Annotated in this window: 10 protein-coding genes; all 10 read right to left on the bottom strand. The window is 37.0% G+C overall.

Going from position 1 to position 22753, the window contains the following annotated elements; all coding sequences use genetic code 11:
* Nucleotides 1-325: 325 nt before the first annotated feature.
* The gene (locus tag C4F50_RS14995) at nt 326-3847 is read right to left on the bottom strand and encodes a malectin domain-containing carbohydrate-binding protein (protein ID WP_194139465.1); all 3522 of its coding nucleotides are present in this window, start codon (nt 3845-3847) and stop codon (nt 326-328) included.
* Nucleotides 3848-4188: 341 nt separating this feature from the next.
* Complete coding sequence (locus C4F50_RS14990) at nt 4189-6918, bottom strand: alpha-d-galacturonidase (RefSeq protein WP_194139464.1); 2730 nt, start codon at nt 6916-6918, stop codon at nt 4189-4191.
* Nucleotides 6919-7120: 202 nt separating this feature from the next.
* A complete protein-coding gene (locus C4F50_RS14985; protein WP_194139463.1) occupies nt 7121-8008 on the bottom strand; it encodes a sugar phosphate isomerase/epimerase family protein in 888 nt (295 codons plus the stop codon).
* A gap of 90 nt (nt 8009-8098) precedes the next feature.
* Entirely contained in the window at nt 8099-9244 is a 1146-nt protein-coding gene (locus C4F50_RS14980) for a sialidase family protein (protein ID WP_194139462.1), read from the bottom strand.
* 237 nt (nt 9245-9481) lie between these two features.
* Nucleotides 9482-10492, bottom strand: coding sequence for a virulence RhuM family protein (locus C4F50_RS14975; RefSeq protein ID WP_194139461.1), 1011 nt, complete (start codon nt 10490-10492; stop codon nt 9482-9484).
* A 220-nt stretch (nt 10493-10712) separates the two neighbouring features.
* Nucleotides 10713-13463, bottom strand: a complete 2751-nt coding sequence (locus C4F50_RS14970) for a glycoside hydrolase family 78 protein (RefSeq protein ID WP_194139460.1) — start codon at nt 13461-13463, stop codon at nt 10713-10715.
* 207 nt (nt 13464-13670) lie between these two features.
* On the bottom strand, nt 13671-15239 hold the full coding sequence (locus C4F50_RS14965; RefSeq protein ID WP_194139459.1) for an MGH1-like glycoside hydrolase domain-containing protein: 1569 nt from the start codon (nt 15237-15239) through the stop codon (nt 13671-13673).
* A gap of 372 nt (nt 15240-15611) precedes the next feature.
* The gene (locus tag C4F50_RS14960) at nt 15612-18062 is read right to left on the bottom strand and encodes a glycoside hydrolase family 95 protein (protein ID WP_194139458.1); all 2451 of its coding nucleotides are present in this window, start codon (nt 18060-18062) and stop codon (nt 15612-15614) included.
* A 254-nt stretch (nt 18063-18316) separates the two neighbouring features.
* Complete coding sequence (locus C4F50_RS14955; protein WP_194139457.1) at nt 18317-19735, bottom strand: acetylxylan esterase; 1419 nt, start codon at nt 19733-19735, stop codon at nt 18317-18319.
* Nucleotides 19736-19878: 143 nt separating this feature from the next.
* Entirely contained in the window at nt 19879-22653 is a 2775-nt protein-coding gene (locus tag C4F50_RS14950) for a family 78 glycoside hydrolase catalytic domain (RefSeq protein WP_194139456.1), read from the bottom strand.
* Nucleotides 22654-22753: the final 100 nt, after the last annotated feature.

Here is a 22753-nt window from a genome sequence, read left to right as displayed (position 1 = left end):
AATATGTTTTTTAATCTAATAAAATTTCTACACGTTTCTTCTGTAGAGGCGCACTGCAGTGCGTCTAACACACAGTATGGAAAATTGGAACGTAGACGCACTGCTGTGCGCCTCTACAATGAAATCCTGAAAAAAAACTGTGTCCCTTTGAACCTCTGCCTCTTTGAACCTCAAAAAACTAATATGTTTTTTTTAAAAATCTAATAAAATTTTTCCGCACGTTTCAATTGGAACGTAGACGCACTGCTGTGCACCTCTACAATGAAATCCTGAAAAAAAATCTCTGTCCCTCTGCACCTCTGCCCCTTTGAACCTCCAAAAAAACCTATTGAAATTCAAAATTATCCAGCATCAATCCTTTCAAATCATCGCCTTCTAATGTAATTTTATACGTTCCCGCATTAATATAACCACCGGATGTTGTATTTAAAATCTTCCATTTTTCTGGTGCTGTAAAAAACTCAATGGTATCGTTTCGCATTAAAATTCCGTATGCATCTTCCATTTTAAATTTGACTTTTAAAGGCGTTTCATTTCTGTTCATGAATTTAAAACGCATCAAATAAATTCCCGCAACACCAGGTTTTACTTCAAACTGAATGCTGTTTGCTGTTTTTTTGGTAAACTCAATATAATCGGCTTTTTTGAAATTTCCTTTTTCAATTCCCGTTCCTGTAGTTTTAGCATTTTCAGCTTCAATGATTACAACAGGCCTTGAATCGTCTTTTTCGCCCATATCGTAAACCGGAACAACTGCAATTGTGCTTATCGACTCAGCATTATCAAAAAGAACTTTTTCACCTTTTTTCACCTTTTTATTGAAGACCGTAAACGAAACTTCATTGCTGTTTTTCGCTTTTTCGTCTATTTTTTTATAATCAGAAAACGAAGCCGATTCTTTGATTTTACTGTCAACTAAAACATAAATATTCGAATCTTCTTTGGCAGTAAACGAACCTTTATTTTTAGAAGCAACTGAAAATTGTAAATAATCAGCACCAAATAATTCAGAAGGCAATTCGGTAAAAACAACATCAGAATCTGAAAATTGTTTTGAATTGATGTCCATCCACGAAGCTATTCTGTTGGTTTTCTCATAAGAATCTAAAACTAGATTCTGAATATTTTTTGGAGATGCATCTGCAGGTCTTAGTTTTCGATCTTTAGTTCCGATGGCAATTGCAGAAATGATAGCCTGCCCTGCTTTTACATTCGGAAAGGAAATCACAATTTTTCCGTCTTTGCTTTTTACTGTAAAAGTTTTCTTTAAAGCTTTATCATGTCCCGCTTCTGCCCAAATATCAAAATCTTTTAAAACGACATTTTCGTTGATGGCAACGTCAAACAAACGCCAGCCTTTACAATCCATTCCGCCTCCCGTTCCGTACCACGGTTCTGTGAAGTATAATTCTACTAAATATTCTCCGTCGGGAACAGGAAATTCGTAACGCAATTTGTCAACACCATATCTAAAACTTTGGAATAATTCGGGATCTTTTGTACCGTTTATCGGATCAAAAGTCGTTCTCTGACTCGCGAAGAAATCCGGAAGTTTTTCAAAATTATCTGTCCATGATGACGAACCCCAAGTATATTTTCCACTTTTGTGTATATCTGTAAACCAAGTATTTCCTGAACTATCAGTGAATTCAGATCCACCGCAATTTACTCTGTAGATGTAATTGTATCCTTTTTTATCTTTTACTAAATCTGTTTTTTCAGGAGTTAAATCGGCTAAATTTGGCGCTTTCGGCAGGGTGTTTAAAACCACATAATCTTTAGCAACCGTCACTCCGTTTACATATCCAACAGCGTATAAAACATTGTATTGTATATTGACATTGTTGAACTGAAAATGTTTTCCGATTCCCGGATTTTTTAATTTTCCTAAAGAAGATTTATTCACGTCATTAAACAATTCTACTTCGTCACAATTGGAATAAATATCGATTCCGTTTTTGATTCCGGGTTTATCCCAACGGCTTGGCCAGGTATGCGAAACGATATACACCATCGGATTGGTTTTGTTCGAAACGTAATTGGCGCGGTACAAATAAAACGCATCCAAAGGTTCGCCCCAAATTGTAAAAAGTCCTTTGTAATTTACTGGACCGACTTTGTCAATATCTCGAAATCCTTCTCCGTTTTGTACTCGTCCCGGATTTTCGTGCGAAGCAAAAAGCCAGTTGAACTGCCCCGCAATTTTATCTTTAACCGATTCGGCTTCGCGGACTTTAATTTCCATTAATTGAGAAAAACGGTTTTCGCTCAAAGTTCCTTTTTGGTCAAACTCGCCTTCGGTATGTAAATCGGCTGAACGCCAAGCACCGTATTCACCGTTTAATAACTGCGTGCTCATTTCCAAATGATATTTTAACGGGTCTCCGCCATACGTTCCTGACCAGTTTTGAACGACATTCCAATCTGTTCCTTCTCCTCCGTTACAAGTCGTCACGATTCGTTGAGAAGCTGATAACGGATCCATTTCACGGATAATCTGAGTACATTCTTCTGCAAATTCCTTCGGAATGGTACTTTCGTTCTGTAAGCCCCACATCACCACCGACGGACTGTTTCTGCGTTCCTTAATCCATTCGCGTAATAAGGTTTTGAAGTTTTCTTTAAACTCCGGCGTGTCGTACCAAATATGTGCTGAAAACTGACTCCAAAATAAAATTCCGTTTTCGTCTAATTCTTTTTGGTACAATAAATTATGAGGCTGATGCGCTTCTCTAAAAGCGTTAAATCCGCCTGCTTTGATTTGCTCGATTCTCGAATGAATCATTTCGTCTGAAAACGAATGACTGTTTCCAATTAAATGCTCGTATTCGCAGGTTCCGTTGATGAATAAGGGTTCGTCATTGATAAAAAAACGATTGTCTTTTCCGTCACGGCTAACCGGCCAGCTCACCCAGCGGATTCCGTAAGGCGTTGTTAACTGATCAATTATTTTTCCGTTTTCATAAACTGAAGTCACCAATTTGTACAAATACGGATTGGACGGCGACCATAATTTCGGATTTACAATCTCTGGAAGTGTTTGTGTTATTTCTTTTGTTTCTCCTGAAACGTATTTGATATCGCTTTTTGTAATGACAGTTTTCTTTCCAGAAGCATCAAAAAGGATGTTTTCGATCGTTAAATTTCGGTTTAAAGTGCCGTAATTCTTGATTTCTGTTGCAGTATGCAGAATCGCTTTTTGTTTGGAAACCGATTTATCATTCCAGATATGAACGCCAAATGGCTGAATTCTGACATCCTTTGTTACAACTAAAGAAACTGGCCTGAAAATCCCCATTGGCTGAGAACCTTCTGAAAATCCCCATTCTCCGGAACAGCCTCCACAAACCCACGGAAGATCTGCAATAAAAGAGGGATGCGCAGCTTTAATCAAAATCTGGTTTTCTTTATCGAAAGAAACGGCTTTTGTTATGTTTAATGTGAAAGTGGTTCTGCCGCCTTTGTGTTCGCCGACTTTTTGGCCGTTTACCCAAACGGTCGCATATGAACTTACGCCTTCAAAATATAGAAAAAGCTGTTTTGAAACGTCTTTTTTATCGAGTTTTAAAGTTTTTTTATACCAGGCGGTACCGTGTAAATTTCCATGTTTTGTTCTTCTGAAACCATAATACTGATCCCAATTGTGAGGCACACTTACCTTTTGCCAATTGGAATCAGTTTTTGGATTTTCTACAAAATCTTCTTCTTTCAGCGGAAGATTATCCAGCATTACGGTCTCCCAAGATGAATTCAGCGAAATTTCTTTACGTACTGAACTTTTGCCCTGACTCCAAACAGTGCAAAAACTTGAGAAAAAACAAAAAATAAAAAAAACTATTCTTTTCATATTTTTAAACCATATAAGTGATATAAGGCTGTTTCTTATTTAATTATTATGAAAGCCTTTATTCGACTTTTTTGTCATTTCGACGAAGGAGAAATCTCCGCGAGTAGCTCTACAAAGTATGTCGCCAATCTTTGTCGAGTTTCTTGTGGAGATCCCTCGTTCCTCGGGATGACAAGATTGTGTTTATAATCTTCAGTTTTGAAAACCTTGCAGGAGACGAAACGTTCTTGTAAACCCGTTCGCGTGAGGGATGGTAGTGGAGCTCTTTTTTGAGGCGATTTTTCTTCGCCTCAAAAAAAGCGGGAACGTACAGCCCGACCCGGAGGGACACGCCCAAATTATTAATAAAACAACCAGTCAATAGCAGCTTTTTCTCCTGCATCGATATACCCAACATCGCGCGGTGTGATGGTTTGATCTGCATCGATGAAACCTAAAATCAATACTTTTCCTTTTCCTAAATCTAATTTATTTTCGCCTGGCTGGAAAGTATAGGTATGAATATTTACACGTGGCAGCTCTTTTAAATTCATGGCACTTGCCAGAATTACTTCGGCCTGACCGTGCGCATTTCCTGCTGCATCTGTTTCTAAACTTGGCGGTAACAAAAATCTCTTTTGATCTGAATTGAAATAACCAACTACTAATTTAACCGCTTTTGTGTTTCTAAACTTCAAATGCGTTCCTTTTTCGTTTTGGTCATTTTCTACAAACGAAAATCCTCTTAAGTTTTGAAGTTCAGGAGCAATTTTGGTTAATTCAGAAATATCGGTTCCGTAAACTTTTGTTCCTGTTTTTACTAAATACGTTCCCGGTTTTTCGTCTATGAAAGTAACTTCGGCCGGTTTCCACGGTTTTCCTTCTTTGGTTTCTATTTTACCGTCTTTTGAAGCTTTTAATTTCTCCAGATTTCTTTTGAAATTCGCCAATTCACGTTCGTAATGCGGCAATAATTCAGCCCAAGTTTTGTTATTTCCGTCATCGCCTCCAATTGGAATTCGGCGTTGAGCGGTTTGCATACTGTTGGCATAATAGTATGTGTCTTTTGTCAGTTTTACCAATAATTCGTAATACTCGATACTTTTTTCTAAATGAGGCATTGCTTTGTCTAAATCGCTGATATCGTTTGAATAACTGTATCTTAAAACTAACAACGCTGCTTTTACTTTTTCTGAAAAGAAATCGGCGAACGCTTTATAGGCATGCATATCGTTTTTAAGGCGTGCAAATTCTTCTTTGTCTTTGGTTACGCTCGCTTCGGCTTTGTCGATGGCTTCAACTGCTAATCTTCCGTGTTCCGTTATTTCAGCAATAATCTGCGTTGGAAGTTCGCCCGAATGCGGTTCTTTATTCCATTCTTTTTTAGCATATTCTAAAAGCAATTCGCCTGCAGGACCACACGATTCGTGGAAACCTGGATACACACGCCATTTCGACGGATTGACCAATTGGCTTTCGAACATTCCTAATAATAAGGTTTGACGGTTTCCTTCGGTAATTCCGAAACGTCTTAATGTTTTTGGAGCAATTTCTCCTGTTTCTTCGTAAGCTTTTAAAATGTTATTGGCAGCTTCCTGACTAGTTCCAAATTTAGCAGCTAAATCATTATCCCAGAATTTCACCTCTTCATTTCGGTCTCTTTTGCTGTCCCACGCATATCTTGCCCATGCTTTGTACCAGATCCAATCGCGATCCATTTCTAATAAACGCTCGCCTGATTTAGTTTTATCTGCCGAATAAGGCCAATCCCAATAGGATGCCTGCGGATACAAGTGTAATGCATTGGCACCGTGAACGCTGTGCATGGCTTTAACCGTTTTTTGGATGAAGTCCGGCGAACCGTATCTGAAAGGTTCTAAGTTGGCCAAAATATGCACGTTTTCAATATGAATTGACTTTAAAGCGCTCAATTGTTTATGCGTTTCGCCCCAAGGTCCTCCCGGCGTATAAGTCGTTAAAGATTCTCCCGTATATTTACTTTCTGTATATAAATTTTTGTATAATGGAAGTGATTTTTCCATAACCAAAGGACCGTCTGTATCGTGAGAACGTAGAATAATTGGCGGTTCGTCTGTTCTTCCCAAAGCTTTTAATCCATCCTGAACGCCTGGAATAATCGTTTTGGTAAACCATTCTACGTCATCATCAATGGTGTTGATGGCTTCTCCTAAACAAACTAATAATCCAACATTTGGGTATTTTTCGATAAAAGCAGCGATCGATTTTCTGGTATAATCTGAAAGTAATGGCGTAATTGGACGCGAACGATCCTGTGTTTTTATGTTGTAATGTTCTGCAAAAGGCTTAGAAACGATAATATTATAGAACATCTGAATGACCCAGATTCCTCTTTTGTTTGCTTCAACGGTTAGGAATTTATAGATTTCTTCGTTTTTTTTGAAATCTTCATCGCTTACTTCTACAGCAAACGGATATTCTTTTAGTTTTACTAAAGAAGCAAATGGGTGTCCGTTCCATAAATACAAAGAATTCATGCGGTTTTCAACCAGCATATCCAAATACTTTATCCATAAAGCTTTATCATAAAACCAAGGAAAAGTTTCTGGTGTGTACGGATATTCGTAAACGTCACGACCCGGAAGATAAACCGGTTTCTGCATTCCGATACAGGCTCCTCTTAAAACCATTTCCGGACTGTCATCCAAATTAATTTCTGACGGAAGTTTTCCTGAACTTTTAATACGGTCTGCTAACTCTAAAGCACCATACAAAGCTCCAGAAGCATCTGTTCCTTCAATATAAATGATATTTTTTTGTGTGCGAATTTGAAAACCTTCTTTTTTAGTCAGTTTACTATCGTCGATTTTGGCGCTTTTAGCATTTTGTTTCCAGAAATCGGTTCCTTTTTCTCCAATAACAATTACCTGATCTTTTGATTTTGTAATTTTATTAGAAGAAGTGATTTTTAAACCTTTTGAAGTAAGGGTTTCTGATAGTTTTTCAGCTCCAAATTTTGCTCTTGGCGAATTGGCATCACTAACAATTGTGACATTCTGCGCTGTCGCAAAAGTGACGTAGAAACCTAAAAAAAGTAAGCTTAAATATTTCATTACATTATAATTTTATACTGGAAAATTTCCCGATTTAATCTGCTAAATCTGCTAAATCTGCGAGAGTTTATTTTTCACGCAGATTTAGCAGATCAAGCAGATTTATTTTGCTTTTTTGGCACAGATTAAAAAATTTCCACAGATTGAAAAAATCTTTTTAATCCTTTATCCCGATAGCTATCGAGAGTGGCTAAATATTTTTTTAATTCTGAAAAATCTTTTTCAAGTACGCCACATTCGCACCGTAATTGGCTTTTACATTATGCACCTGCGTCACGTCGCGTGAACGCTCTACAATTAACCAGCCGCTCCACTTCATTTCATCAAGCGTTTTTTTGATTGCAGGCATATTGATTGCGGTGTCATTTTCCAGCCAGACTTTATCAGTATTTGAAGCGTGAATTTGTGCTAAATGTTTCTTTCCTAAAATCTTTAATTCAGATACGATATCTCTTCCGTTATCAACCGCATTTGCAAAATTGAAAGAGCTTTTGATGTATTTTGAATCGATTTCTTCTAAAAGTTTTTTCTCTTCTGTCGCGCTCAATGAAGTTTCAATCGCTATAACGCCGCCAATTTTCCCGACTTGTTTTCCCGCCCATTTTAAACGTTCAACAACCACGGGACGTAATTCTGGATTTTTAACTAAATCGCTTTCTGTTCCCAAAGGCAGGTAAGCCATTTTTACCTTCATGTCTTTCATTGCTTTTACGCAATCTTCGATCATCGGTACTATCGTTTCTCTTTTCGCAAAAGACTGTGCGTAAAATCCAGACATGGCGATAGAACTGATTCCAATGCCGGTTTCTTTTGATTTATCTAGGAATTTTTGTCTCTCAACTGGATCGCCTAATTTGCTGTCAAAAGTGGGTCTGTTTCCTAGACCTCCCATGTCCAGTTCGATTCCGTCTGCTTTTAATTCGGCTGCTAGACCAAAAGCGCCCAGTTTTTGTCTTTTTAAAATCATCCAATCGCAAACTGCTACTTTGTATTTTTGCTTTTTATTGGAAGACTGAGCTGTTGCACAACTGTTGAATGTTGTTGATACTGCAACGAACATAGCAATTAATAAATGTTTATTATATATCATGTGTATATTTTTTTGCCACGAATTACACGAATTCACACTAATTTTTTAATCTTAATTCGTGGAAATTGGTGCAATTCGTGGCGAAATATTTTACTCTTCTTCAGCCTTAACAGCTGTTACTACTTTTCCTTCTTCGCCCGGCCAGATTCCGTTTTTGATTGGAAGTGCTTTTAACTTACTTGGATCGATTTTTACGTATTTCAGTTTTTCTCTTCTCCAAGTGTAAACGATATGCACCATTCCATCAGAACTCTGAATCATAGATGGATACGAATACTGGCTGATTTTTGAATCTTCTAAAACTAAAGTTGCTTTCCAGTTAATTCCGTCATCCGAAATCGAAACATTCAAAGGCGTTCTTGGGCCTTTTGCTTCTTTCCCTGGAGGTAAAACGTGATTGTAAACTAATAAATGTTTGCCGTTTTTAAGGGTTACGGCATCTGTTCCTGAGTTGTTATTTGGAAGTCCGATTAATTCTACATCCGACCAGGTTTTTCCGTTGTCTTTTGAGAAAGTACTGAAAATAGCTCTGTTTCTGGTTCTTCCGATGGCCTGAATACTTCCGTCTTTATGAAATAAAATACTGGGCTGAATCGCATTGATTTTTTGTTTCCCTCTTGGAAGCGTGTCGCCCATTACCCAGGTTTTTCCGAAGTCAGGAGTCGATTCCATACGCAATCTCCAGCCATCGCCTTCGATACTTGACGGACATAATAATGTTCCGTTGCTTAATAAAACAGGTTTATTTTTGATTGGTCCTAAGAAACCATCAGGCATTTTTTGTGCCTCAGACCAGGTTTTTCCGCCGTCAGATGAAGTTCTGATTACGCCCCACCATTCTGATGGTTTTGGTCCGATTTTGTAGAAAAGCATTAAATCGCCACCCGGAATTTGGTACAAAACCGGATTCCATGTTGGTAATCTCGGGCCTTCTTTCATTACGCCGTCGGCCACTTTTACGCCTTCACCCCACTTATCACTTCCTTTCGGTTTAATGCTTACATAAATACAAACATCAGGATGTCTTTCGTGAGTTCCTCCAAACCAAGATGAAACTAAATCACCATTTGTCGCTTCGACAATTGTAACAGCGTGGCAAGACGGATAAGGCGCTTTATCATAAATAAATTCATCTACTAAAATACCTTCTTTCCAAGTCTTTTTTTCTAAAGCCGACTTACAACTTCCTAAAAGGAAAAGTCCAAACAAGACAAATGCTAATTTTGTTATTTTCATTCTCAATTTTATTATGAATTAAAATTTTCGATTATAAATACATACCTAACATTTTTTTAGGCAAAAATATTTATTAAGTGTAAAAATAACACTAAAAAATCAACAATGTATCCTGTACTGTCCCGAATTATTAAAAATGCAGCTTATTTAACGTTTAAAATATAGGTTCCTGATGAAAGTGTAATAGCAAGATTACTTTTATGTTATAAATAAAATGGTAATTTTTATTCAAATCAATTAACTGTTTAATCTTTTGTTCAATTCTTTATCAAAATCTGAAATAAAGTTTTCGTCTTGTATAACTCTAAATTTATCATATTCAGATTCGGCTTTTAATTTTGCCTCCAGCATTGTTACTTTTCCAGTATTAGTAAGAATTGGATAATCTGCTAACTCTAAAAATTGGTTCAAAAATTTTTCCCAATCTTCCATATTCATAACTTTTTTATTTATGGCCCTGCTTTCAGCCAAGTCTAAATACGCAGTCACAATACGCTGCAACGCCTTGATATGTTCTTCGTTGAGATAATTCTTAGCAATAACAACATCACTTTTTAATATTTTTCCGTCAGGTGCATGTTTCCACGCTTTTAGTCCCATAAATAATTTTGCAGCATCCGCTTCGGTATAAATTATTTCAGCAGCCGTTTTTCCTGTAATTGCCCAATGCAATTTATTTTGAACTGTAGCAAAAAAATGTTGTGTGATAGTCGATTGATTATTATAATCAGCCGAAAGAGCAAAAATATCTGTTACTTTTTGATAGAGTCTTCTTTCGCTCAATCTAATTTCTCGCACGCGTTCCAACATTTCGTCAAAATAATCCTGACCAAAATGTTTCATTTGCTTTAAGCGATCATCATCCATAGCAAAACCTTTGATGATGTATTCGTGCAAAATTTCTGTCGCCCATTTTCTAAATTCAATAGCACGCTCTGAATTTACTCTATAACCAACAGCTGTTATTACCCTTAAATTATAAAATTTAGAAGTATATACTTTTCCATCTTCCGCAGTATGTCGGAAATTCCGACATACTGAATTTTCTTCTAATTCTGCATCTGAAAAAATATTTTTTAGATGTTCTGTAATTGTAGAACGACCTTTCTGAAATAGTTCGGCTATTCTTTTTTGTGATAGCCAAAGTGTTTGATCTTGAAAATAAACATCGATATTTACTTTACCGTTTCCTGTTTTGAAAATAACAAAATTAGAAAGTAACTGAAGATTTTGTTCCTGATTCTCCATAACTTAATATTCTTTACTCGTTTTATTTTCTTTTTGCAACAAATCATTTTCAGTTGTCATTCTCATATCCTTTTTAAACAAATACTCTAAATCAATTACCATTTTGCATCCTTAAAGTTTAGCATTTGAATCTTGCTTTTTTATTAAAAATAGTCTTTCAAATCTACTATTTTAAAACAGTTCTCACAACAAATCGAAGATTTACAAATACAAAACTTTTTTATTTAACGTTTAAAGTATAAGTTCCTGATGAAAGTGTAATAGCAAGATTACTTTTTTCAATTTTATGCGAATACGAAGTTTTATCTAATTTTATTTTATTGATTGAAACCCCAGAAATTTCTGTTGCTGGCAGGTACACAACAGCAGAAGTATTCGCTGGAATTGTAATATTCCAAACCAAAGCTTTCTTATCTTTTTTCCAATCACTTTTAATTGTTCCATAAATCGATTCGTAAGAAGCATTTACATAAGTTAATCCCGCATTAAAATCTGGTTTCATAATAACTTGTTTGAAACCCGGAGTTTCAGGATTGCTTTTGATTCCGGCCATATTTTCGTAATACCAAATCAGTAAATCACCCAAAAGCATTACGTGATTTTGCGAATTCATAGCTGGATCTGCAGTGTTACCGTTCCAAAGTTCCCAAATGGTGGTTGCACCGTTTTCGACCATATAACCCCAGCTAGGATAGGTTTTATTGGATGCCAATTTAAAAGCCAAATCACCTCGCCCGAAGTTAGTTAATGTTCGCATTAAAAACTGCGTTCCGATAACTCCTGTGCTTACATGACCATTTTTAGTGACTTCAACCTCGTGCACCAGATTTTCAAATACTTTTTGCTGTAATTCTTCTGGAACCATTCCGAAAGTCAACGGCAAAAGATTGGCTGTTACGGTATTGTTGGCGTAAGTTTTTTGTGATGCATTAAAATATTTCGCATTAAACGCTTTTTTGATTCTTGAAGCCAGATCCTCATAATGTGCAATGTCTTTTTCAGCATTAGCAATTACCGCAAACTTTTTCATCGTATTTAAAAGCTGGTAGAAAAAGGCACTCGAGATCAATTCTCCATCTGTTAAACGAGCAGGATCTTTAGAACGAATTAACTCCAAAGATTCTGGCGGAACACACCAATCTCCGTATTTATCTTTGGTCATGATGTCATCAACCAAATAATTTTCTTCCATATAATCCATCCATTTTTTCATAGACGGATATTGTTTTTCAATTACTTTTTTGTCTCCAAACTGATTATATAGCATATCTGCCACCGTAATATACGTTCCCGGCCAAGTTACATTATCCCCGTAATAACGCCAAAATGCAGGCGCAACATCCGGAATTCCGCCGTCGATAGTCTGTGCGTTTTTAATATCGTCGAGCCATTTTGCATATAAAGTCTGATTATCAAATAAAAAACTTTCTCCATAAGCTCCCGTTGTTCTGTCTCCCAACCAAGGCTGACGCTCGTTTCGTTGCGGACAGTCAATTGGCATTCCTTTATAATTTCCGCTGATTCCCCACCACGCATTCTTAAAAATCTGATTCATTATCGAGTTGGAAGAATCAAAAGTTCCTGTCGTCGCAATATCATCATAAACCACTTTTCCAACAAAATTCTCTAAACTTGGTTTGGTTTTAAAACCTGAAATTTCAACAAATCTAAAACCGTGAAAAATAAAACGAGGTTCCCAAACTTCTTCTCCTTCACCTTTTAAAATGTAAATATCTGTCGTTTTAGCATCGCGCAGATTGGCAATATATAAAGAACCATCCGGCTGTAAAGATTCTGCAAACTTCATCGTGATTTTATCACCCGCATTTCCTTTCACTTTCAATTGCAGCCAGCCTACCATATTCTGTCCCATATCTAAGATATAAGTTCCTTTTGGTGTCTGTTTAATCGAAATAGGTTTTACTTCGCGTTTAATTTTCATATTCGCCGACATCTGTCCTTCATAGAATCCGCCTGGTTCCTGAACATATTCTGCCGAAAACCATTTTTTATCATCAAAATTAATGGTATTCCAGCCTTTCATTTCTTTACGCGCATCGTATTCCTCTCCGTCGTATTCGTTGTTCGACAAGATTGGTCCGTCTGTTGCTATTTTCCAGGTATCGTCTGTGCGAATAACGTCTTTGCTTCCATCGGTATATTCTACAAACAACTGCAAAGCCATTTTCGGATACCCAAAAGTTTTAATTTTATAAGGTTTATAATCCTGACGCATCGTAAAAAAACGTCCGTTTCCTAAAATCGTCCCCAATGCATTTTTCCCTTCTTTCAATTGCGAAGTAACATCAAAAACATTGTATTTCACATTCTTCGTGTAATCCGTAGGAACGGGAGCCAAAACCTGATCGCCAATTTTATTTCCGTTAATGTACAGCTCGTACAAGCCCATTCCCATGATATAAACTTTGGCATTTTTGACTTTCTTTTTCAAGTCAATTTCTTTTCTTAAATATCTGGCTGATAATCGAGAATACTGCGAAATACTATCGCCCGGAGAAGTTTTTTCATACCCAATCCAACGAGTCGATTTCCAGTCGGCATAAGTCAAAATCCCGATGCTGAAATGAGCCGATTCTACTGATTTTACTTCACCTTTATTGGTAGAAACAATTATTTTCCAGTAAACATCTTGTCTGTCTTTTAGCTTTTTTCCGTTGTAAATTACGTTTACAGATTCGTCACTTTGTACTTTTCCGCTATCCCATAAATCACCGGTTCCAGCGTTTAGTTTCTCTAAAGTTGAAGCTGCTAAAATTTGATAATGGCTTTGTCTGACATCATTTACGTTTGCTTTTATTTTCCAGCTCAATCTTGGCTGTAAAACGTCAATTCCTTCCGGATTCGTCAGCATTTCGCATTTTAAATCCACAACACTTATTTTATTTTGGGCTTTCGCCGAAAGTGTAAAAAGTGAGAGGATTATGGTTAGATGTAAAAAAAACTTTTTCATGATTTTTTATTAAAGTCAATGTTGGAAGTCCCAAAGGGACGATATATTTATAGATCTTATAAAGTACGTTCATTAAGCCCCAGCGGGGCGGCATAATTTACAATATGTATCGCTCCGCTGGAGCTTTAAATAATACGGGATCTAATCTGGCTATAAATATTATGCTTCTCCGAAGCATTTTTAGACAAGATATTTATTCTAATTTATTTACTCAGAAACCAACTTCTCCAATCTCTCAGAAAAAGCAATTTCCTTTCCGTTTTTAAAGATCCTGAAGCCTTTTCCTTTTTTATATTTTTCTCCTGTTTTATCCCAAAGAATCGTAATAATATTGCCGTGATACAAAACATTATCCAGACAAAACCAATCCCATTTTTCCTGCGGAATCAACGGATTCACTTCAATCTTTTCATCTGCTCTCGGGCGCAAACCAACCAATCCTGTAATCATCAAATCGTTAAAAGTCGAGTGATTATAATAACGGCTTCTTTCTCTGTCGCCCATTAGCCAATAACCTGTCGTTTCGTCCAAATACTCACCAACATACGGCTTCCCTCTGTAATATTGTGACTGCACATACAAATCCATTTGTTTGAAATAATCCGTCTTAGCCACAAAATTCTGATCATAATTATTCAAAACATTCGCTAATGCCGTTAACGTCTGCGAACTTGCAAAAGGCCATATCGCTCCGTCCCACTCGCAGGTTCCGGTTCCGTGAGTTCTAAAACGCGGACTTCTTCTTTCGGCCGTTGTCAAACCAAATGGTGCCGAAAATCCTTTTTCGTCCTTAATTTGTTCCCACGCTTTTTCAAAACCTTTCCCTTTTTCAGGAAGATTAAAATACCACGGAATAAATCCGATCGCTTCTCTAACCTGTGCTAATGTATCTTTTTCTGTTAAAGTTTCGAAGAACTCGCTTTTAGCGTTCCATAATTTGGTTTCGACTAATTGCTGCAAAACAGCAGCTCTAGCTTTGAATACTATTTCTCCTGCTTTATCGCCTTTCATAGCCGCCATTTTAGACAACGCTACTGCATTTCCAAACATATAACTATTAATTGTTGGGCGGGCATTTCTAAATTTTCTAGCTCCGCTAAGCGATTCTTCCATTCCATCTTTTACATCATATTGCCAAAACAAACCATCTTTTCGTTGTCTGTCTTCTTCCCAAGCTATATATTCTGCAAATAAATCAGGATACATATCCAATAAAAACTTTTCGTCTTTATTTACTAAATATCTATTATACAAAGCATCAGCCGTCCAACTGCTAAAAGTTCGCAATTTTTTCATTGGTTTACCATCATTCCCTCTAAACCATAAATGAACGTCCTGCTCAATATATTTAGGATCATGAACCCATCTGAATTCGTTAATATGATGCCCCAAAGCACAACTGATCATGTTGTATTTATCTGCATACGAACGATCTACCAAAAACTCGGTAATCGCAAATCCCTGTGGCGTTTTTTTAATATGCTTTCTCGCACTCCACCAACGGAAATAATAAATCTCCTCAAAATTCTGCTGCGGACATTCAAACAACGGAATATTCTTTTCCATCCAAGTCCACGCACTGTCATTCGGAATCGCAAATTTCAAATTTTCATCTTCCATCGTGTTGAAATAATCAACATAATGTTTGAAGTTTTTTTCTTTTAAAATAACTGCATTTCCTTTTTGAGAATGCTCTGCACCCGATTTACAACTTATATTTAAAGTTGAGACTAAGATAAATAAAGCAATTATTTTGTATTTAAAATGATGTAACATATTTAAAATCTAATTATAAAATTCATTATTTGGGCGTGTCCCTCCGGGCCGGGCTGTCCGTTCCCGCTTCCCGATGAAAAATCGGGAGAGCTCCACTTCCATCCCTCACGCGAGAGAACTTTGCGGTTTCCCACTCCTCCAAGGTTTTCAGGTTTCTCACTCCCGCAAGGTTTCCAAGACCTTGTAGGTATTTCTGATAATTCAATTTTCCTCATTTTTGTCATTTCGACGAAGGAGAAATCTTCGTTAGAGGCTCGACAAAGATTGGCGATTCTCTTTAAGGAGTTACTCGCGGAGATTCCTCGTTCCTCGGAATGACAAAACTGACGTAATAGTTGTAAAACTTATATTACTTATATGGTTTCAAAAAAATCAATTCCCCGTAAAAGTATACGTCTGCCCTGCTTTCATATTCACATCGTAAATAGTGTAATTTGGCAGTTTTACTTTTCCTAGTTTCGCCTCATCAGAAATAATCGGTTTCTTTACTTCCACATCATAAAACAGCGGATTTCGATTTTTGCCTTTTGCTTTTTTAAGCGAATTTCCTTTTAAAGTATTTTCAACTTTCAATCTACAGTTTCCTCCAATTTTCGAATAGATTTTCAACTCCGAAACCTTATTGTTTTTCCAAGTCATATCAATTACAAATCCGCCTCTGGCCACCAGACCTTTTATACTTCCGTCTTTCCACACGTTTGGTAAAGCCGGCAATAAATGTATCGCATCTTCCTGACTCTGCATTAACATTTCTGCAAAACCGGCTGTGCATCCAAAGTTACCATCAATTTGAAACGGCTGATGTGCATCTAACATATTCGGATACGTTCCGCCGCCTTTTCTTTGATCGGCTGTTACCAAATGTAATTGATCCTGAATTAATTTATAAGCGTGATTTCCGTCTAAAAGTCGGGCCCACAAATTTACTTTCCATCCCATCGACCAGCCTGTAGATTCGTCTGTTCTGTAAATCAACGATTGTTTGGCTGCTTCAAACAATTCAGGCGTTTTAATCGCCGAAATCTGATTACTCGGATACAATCCGTATAAATGCGAAACGTGTCGGTGATTGTCTTTTGGATTATCCCAATCCTCCTGCCATTCTTGTAACTGACTGTGTTTTCCAATTTTCATTGGAGGCATTTTTGCCAAAGCATCACTTACTTTTTTCACATAAGCTGCATCCGGAGAAACCAATTTTGAAGCCTCAATAACATGCGTAAACAAATCAAAAATCAGCTGATTGTCCATTGTAGTTCCAGAGGCAATTGTCGCTTTTCCTGTTCCGCCTGCATGTGTGTTTTCGGGAGAACTTGAAGGAACAACCACCAAATATTTTGTATTCGGATCGATCACCATAAAATCAAGGAAGAAATCGGCAGCACCTTTCATAATAGGATAAATTTCTGCCAGATATTTTTTATCACCTGTATACAAATATCTTTCCCATAAATCCTGACAAACCCACGCACCGCCTGTCGGCCACATTCCCGATGCCGCAGAATCTACCGGAGCCGTTACACGCCAGATATCGGTATTGTGGTGTAAAACCCAACCGCTGGCATTGTACATCATTTTCGCAGTTTCTGCGCCCGTAATACTTAATTCTTTTGCCATTTGAACAAAAGGTTCGTGCATTTCCTGAAGATTGGTTACCTGTGCAGGCCAGTAATTCATTTCGGCATTGATGTTTGTCGTGTATTTACTATCCCAGGGCGGCGTCACCATATCATTCCAAATTCCCTGCAAATTCGCCGGCTGACCGCCCGGCTGTGAACTCGAAATTAAAAGATAACGTCCAAACTGAAAATACAATGCAGCCAATTGCGGATCAAATTGTTTCGAGAAGTCGCGGATTCTTTCGTTTGTTGGCTGCTTCACTAAATCATTCGAGCCTAAATTTAAAGACACTCTGTTGAAGAACTTTTGATAAAAATCAACGTGGGCTTTCTTTATCCTTTCAAAATCTTTTGCTTCGGCTTTGGCCAAATAGTCTTTGCTTTTTGCAATTTCATCACCCGATATATCCTGATAATTTTTAAAATTAGTTGCAATCGAAATATACAAAGTCACTTCATCGGCTTTGTTAATACTTAAGATTCCGTTGCTGGCGTTAATTTCGCCGCCTTTATTTTTAGCGGTTAAACGGCCCTGAAATTTTACTTTTCCTTTTACACCTTCAAAATTAGTCCCTAAACCCGAAAGTATAATTTGGTTCCCTTCTGTCGAAGCCACTGTTTTATCAATCGGACTGTTCATGAAAACATTGCAGGTAATCTGTCCCGGCTGACTCGCCGAAAGTTTTACCACAATAACCTGATCTGAAAATGCGGTTAGAATTTCTCTTGTAAATTCGACACCGTTTACCTTGTATTTTACTTTTGCAGTTGCGTTGCTGATATCTAAATCACGGTAATAATCGGTATATTTTTGATGTCCTGCGAATGAAATATAAACGCTCCCAAAAGTTTGGTACGGCATTCCGTCATTGGTTTGCGACATAATATCTCTTGTTGCCAAATCCTGCGCTTCATCAAATTTGCCGTCAAAAATAAGCTGTCTTACTTTTGGCAAAGCCTCGATTGATTTGGAATGTGCATTGCTGTTTGGAGAACCTGCCCAAATAGTTTCTTCATTCAATTGCAAACGCTCCACCGCCGGATCACCAAAAACCATCGCCCCCAAACGACCATTTCCTAATGGCAAAGCTTCGTTCCAGATTGCAGCCGGTTTATCGTACCATAATTTGAGATCGCTTTGCGCTGTTGCTGTAAGCGAAAAAATCCCAAAACAAATCGCCGTAATTTTAATTTTTAATTTCATCTTGATATATTTTTTGCCACGAATTACACGAATTGGCACTAATTTCTTTTTTAATTTTTATTTCAATTTCTCTAATTTTTTGCCACAGATCAAAACGATTAAAATGATTTTTTTATCTGCATAATCTGCTAAATCTGCAAGAGTAATTTTTTCCCGCAGATTTAGCAGATCGGGCAGATTTTTAATCTATGGAAATCACATTAATCTGTGGCAAAAAAATTCGTGCCAATTAGTGAAATTCGTGGCAACTTATTTTACTTCTTAACCTCGTAAACTTTCAGATTTTTTTCTCCGAACATTTCATATAATTTGTTGATGTCTTTCAAAGCATTTTTAGGCAGATTTTCGCCTTTATCTCCAAAAACAAACAGCTTTTCTTTTGGCTCAATCACACAAGTCGATTCGTCGATTTCGCCTTTATCATTCTTCACTTTATTCAAATCTAGATTTAAATATTTCGCCATAAACGGATACAAAGCCATACGTTTTGAAACTCCAAAATCATGTCCTTCTTTTGCAAAATGAGCATTTTCGACTAAATCTTTCTTACCGTACAATTCATACGTTCTTTGGATAAAAGGAAATTCCAGTTCTGGAACTGCCAAGGTCCAGTCTTTTCCATCTGAAACAATTAATTGTGGTTTTGGCGCCATCATTGCTGAGATCTCAGCATTGTTTGTTCCGTTGCCGCATAAGTGAATCCCGCGACCGCTTTCACAAGGACAACCGCCTGAGAAATGAGATGAAACCATTACAACAGGAGCAGAAACTTTTACCCTGTCATCAATTGCAGCTAAAAACATCGTATGCGAACCTCCGCCAGAACCACCTGTAACACCAACTCTTGACATATCAGCATTTTTTACCGTTGCCAAATAATCCAGAAAACGTATTCCGGTTAAAACCTGAACTGTCGATGCAATACTGTTTCTGTGCGTTTCTTCCGGAAATTGAAGCAATGATTCTCCCCATGCAAATAAATCATACGCCACAACAATTGCGCCCATTTTAGCCATAATTGCACAACGGTACTGCTCGTCTTTTCTATATCTTCCGTCGCCAAAATGTCCGTCAGGAGTTAAAATAACTGCTGCTTTTTTATTTAGCGGATACGGTTTGTATATCGAACCCGTTGCATAAACACCCGGCAAGATTTCCAAAGCGATATTTTCTACGCTGTAATCTTTATAAATTCTCTTTGGAGTTAAAAGTGGTTTAGATTTTGGCATTGGGGGAGCCTTTTCTAATCCAAATGAGGTTATCATACAAGCTTTTAACTCCGTTTTACGTTTTTCCCATTGTTCTTTAGTCGAATAAAGGCTTTCTAAGTAGAACAAACGTTCTTTTCCTTTATCAACTGAAACTTTATGGTTTTCATATTTACGAATAATGTAGGTTCCATCCGGCTGTTTGAAATACATCAATTCAAACGGAGCCAGAATGTTAGTTAACGAAATAGCTAGATTTCCGGGTTCAATTCTCCAGTCGGCATAATCGAGTTCTTTTCCTTTTAACAGACCTCGGTCGTCGTTAATCGTGACATTAAAAACGGTTTCGATTTTCTTTAAAGTTTCTGAAACCGGTTTTCTAAAATTAGTATCAGAAGTGCTTTGTGCATTGGCAAATGTCAAAGCAAAAATGGAAACTAAGAAGATGTATTTTATTCTTTTCATTTTGATATTGTTGTAATTGGCACACGGATGACACGGATTCGCTATCGCGAAAACGCTGATTTAAGCGGATTTTTTTTTATTTTCTTTCAAAATAATCCGTTTTTATCCGCGTCTTTACGAAGTAAATCCGTTTCATCCGCGTTCTATAGTGTGCATTCTATTGTATATTTTCCTGAACCTAATTCTAAAGTCGGTTTCGTTCCATCAAAACCTGCTCTAACTTTTTTATTATCAATCTTTATTTCCGAATTTTTAGAAACGGGTAATTTTATTGTTGCCGTTGTATTCACCGGAATTTCAACATTCAGAATAAATTTACCATCTTTCTTTTCCCAAGACGAAACAATTTTTCCGTAAACCGATTGATAATCCGCTTTCGCGAAAGTCATATCGCCCACTACTTCCGGCTGAATAAAGAAATGTTTGAAGCCCGGTTTTTCTGGATCGGCCATAATTCCGGCTAAACTTTGATAAAACCATTCTTCAATCTGACCCAGCATAAAATGATTCCACGAATTTCCTTTTCTCGGATCCCATTGTTCCGTTAAAGTCGTTAAACCAAATTTAATCTGAAAACCATAACCCGGCGCATCGTAATGATTGTGCATTTTGTACATGGTTTCGTTCTCGCCGTTTCTCGCCAGAGTCTGGAATAAATAACGATTTCCAACATCTCCTGTTGTCAAACGATCCCCTTTTTCTTTGATGTCAGCCAATAAATTCTGCATTACAGCCTCTTTATATTGCGATTCTACGATATTCATAAAAACCGGAACAGCATTACTAAACTGACTGTTTGTGCCGTATTGTTTGGTTTCTGGATTGAAAAATTTTGCATTAAAAGCCGTTTTGATTTCAGAAGCCAAGGTTTCGTATTTAGATATATCTTCTGTTTTTCCCAACATTTTAGCTGCTTTTGCCACTAAATAAGCGCCATAATAATAATGCGAAGTAGCCGAAAGCGCAATCGGACTGTTTTTTGAATATCCCGCTGCATGCGTTCCGTAATCGTACCAGTCGCCTAATCCGTGCGATACAATATGATTTTCTGCTTTTGTTCCTAGATAATCTACATACTTTTTCATTACAGGAAAATATTTTTCCAATAAAGAAGCATCGCCGTAATATTCATAATACATCCAAGGGAGAATTACGCCTGTTACGCCCCATTCCGGTGAATCGGTAAAGTCACCGCCAAAAATTACATATTCAGGAACGATGGTCGGAATTAATCCGTTATCGCGTTGTGAATCAGAAATATTGTGCATCGTTGCAGGAATGAAAGTCTGCAAATTATAATTGAACATTAAACCCGGACCATTTAAATGAATTTCTTCCAGCCAGCCTAATTTTTCACGCTGCGGACAATCGGTAAAAACGCTTTGGAAATTACTTTTTATCGAATTATTAATCAGCTCGTGTGTTTTATTGAAAATCTCATTCGAACAGGCAAAACTTCCTGCTTCTCCCGCCGAATTATAAATGAAATTCGATTTTAACTCTACTAAAGTTGGAAGTTCCTTATTCTTATCTTCTTTATAATTAATGTTTTCAATCTGAACATATTGATAACCGTAGAAACTGAATTTTGGTGTCCATTCTTCTACGTCTTTTCCTTTTAAAGTATAATCGTAATAGTATGGTTTTCCGGATCTTCCCTGAGCAATTGTTCCTTCTTCATTTAAACCTTCGGCAACCCAAACCCGAATCGTCTGTCCTTTTTTTCCTTTTACTTTGATAGTTGGAAATCCAGAAAGATTCTGTCCCATATCAAAAACATAGAAATTCGGTTTTAACTCTTTTACGGTTTTTACTTCGTATTGCTTCTGAATTGTAACCGGCCGTGCTGTCTGCGGTATTAAAACTCCTTTTGGGGCTTCCTGAATTACAACTTTTTTCCAGTCTGCATCTTTGAAACCTTTTCTGTTCCAGCCTTTTTGTTCTAAATTGGCGTTGTAATCTTCTCCCCCAAAAATACTGTTGTAGGTAATCGGACTTTTACTGTATTTCCAGCTTCTGTCTGAATTTATAATTTCTTCTGAACCATCATTATAACTAATTTTCATTTTGAAGAATAAAGTAGGCGGGCCAAAACTCACGAAGAATTTGGTATATCTTTCGGCAAGTGTATTGTACATTCCGTTTCCTAACAAAACACCAATTACGTTATCGCCTTTTTGAAATTCTTTTGCGCTTAATTCGTAAACATTGTAATTGATCGTTTTATCATAATCTGTCCATAAAGGTGCAAATTGGCTGTTTCCAACTTTTTTACCATTGATAGTCAATTCATAATGTCCTAAACCTGAAATATAAACAACCGCTTCCTTGATTTCTTTTTTTACTTCAAAAGGTTTACGAAGCATGATACTTCTGCGCGACAGCGAATCTGAAGCATTGATAAACGAATTCTTTTTTTCTCTGTTGAAAGTGGCTGTGTGGTAATTTCTTCCTTCCGGTAAATGACTGTCGGCTTTGGTAATCGCACCAATCCAAATCGGATTCAAATCTGATTCTAATGAAGCGGTTCTAAAAGAAGCCGTTCTACTCCATTTTGAAACTTTTCCTGATTGATTCCAAACTTTCACTTTCCAGAAATATTTGGTTTCGCTTTTTAATGGCTTTCCGCTATAAATAATATGCAGATTTTTATCTGTATTTACTCTTCCCGTATTCCAGATATCTCCATCATCATTATTTAGTTTTTCCTCCGAAGAAGCAACCAAAATCAAATAAGCAATCTGTGATGCATCGGATTCTTTTGAAACCAGCTTCCAGCTCAATCTCGGCTGATTCTGAATTACGGCTAATGGATTGTCAGCCATTTCTGTTGTTAAATGTACAGGCAAAATTTGTCCTTTAGAAACTAAGGTTACTAAAAGACAAATTGCTAATACTATATTTTTAAAAAACTTCACTTTATATATTTTTTTGCCACGAATTCACAAATTAACTCTAATTTATCTTTGTGTTTAATAATTCGAATTATCAGTGAAATCATATCAACCTGCTGCAAAT

The organism is Flavobacterium hungaricum (genome assembly GCF_015182285.1).
Lineage (GTDB): Bacteria > Bacteroidota > Bacteroidia > Flavobacteriales > Flavobacteriaceae > Flavobacterium > Flavobacterium hungaricum.
This window is presented reverse-complemented; position numbering and strand designations above follow the sequence as displayed.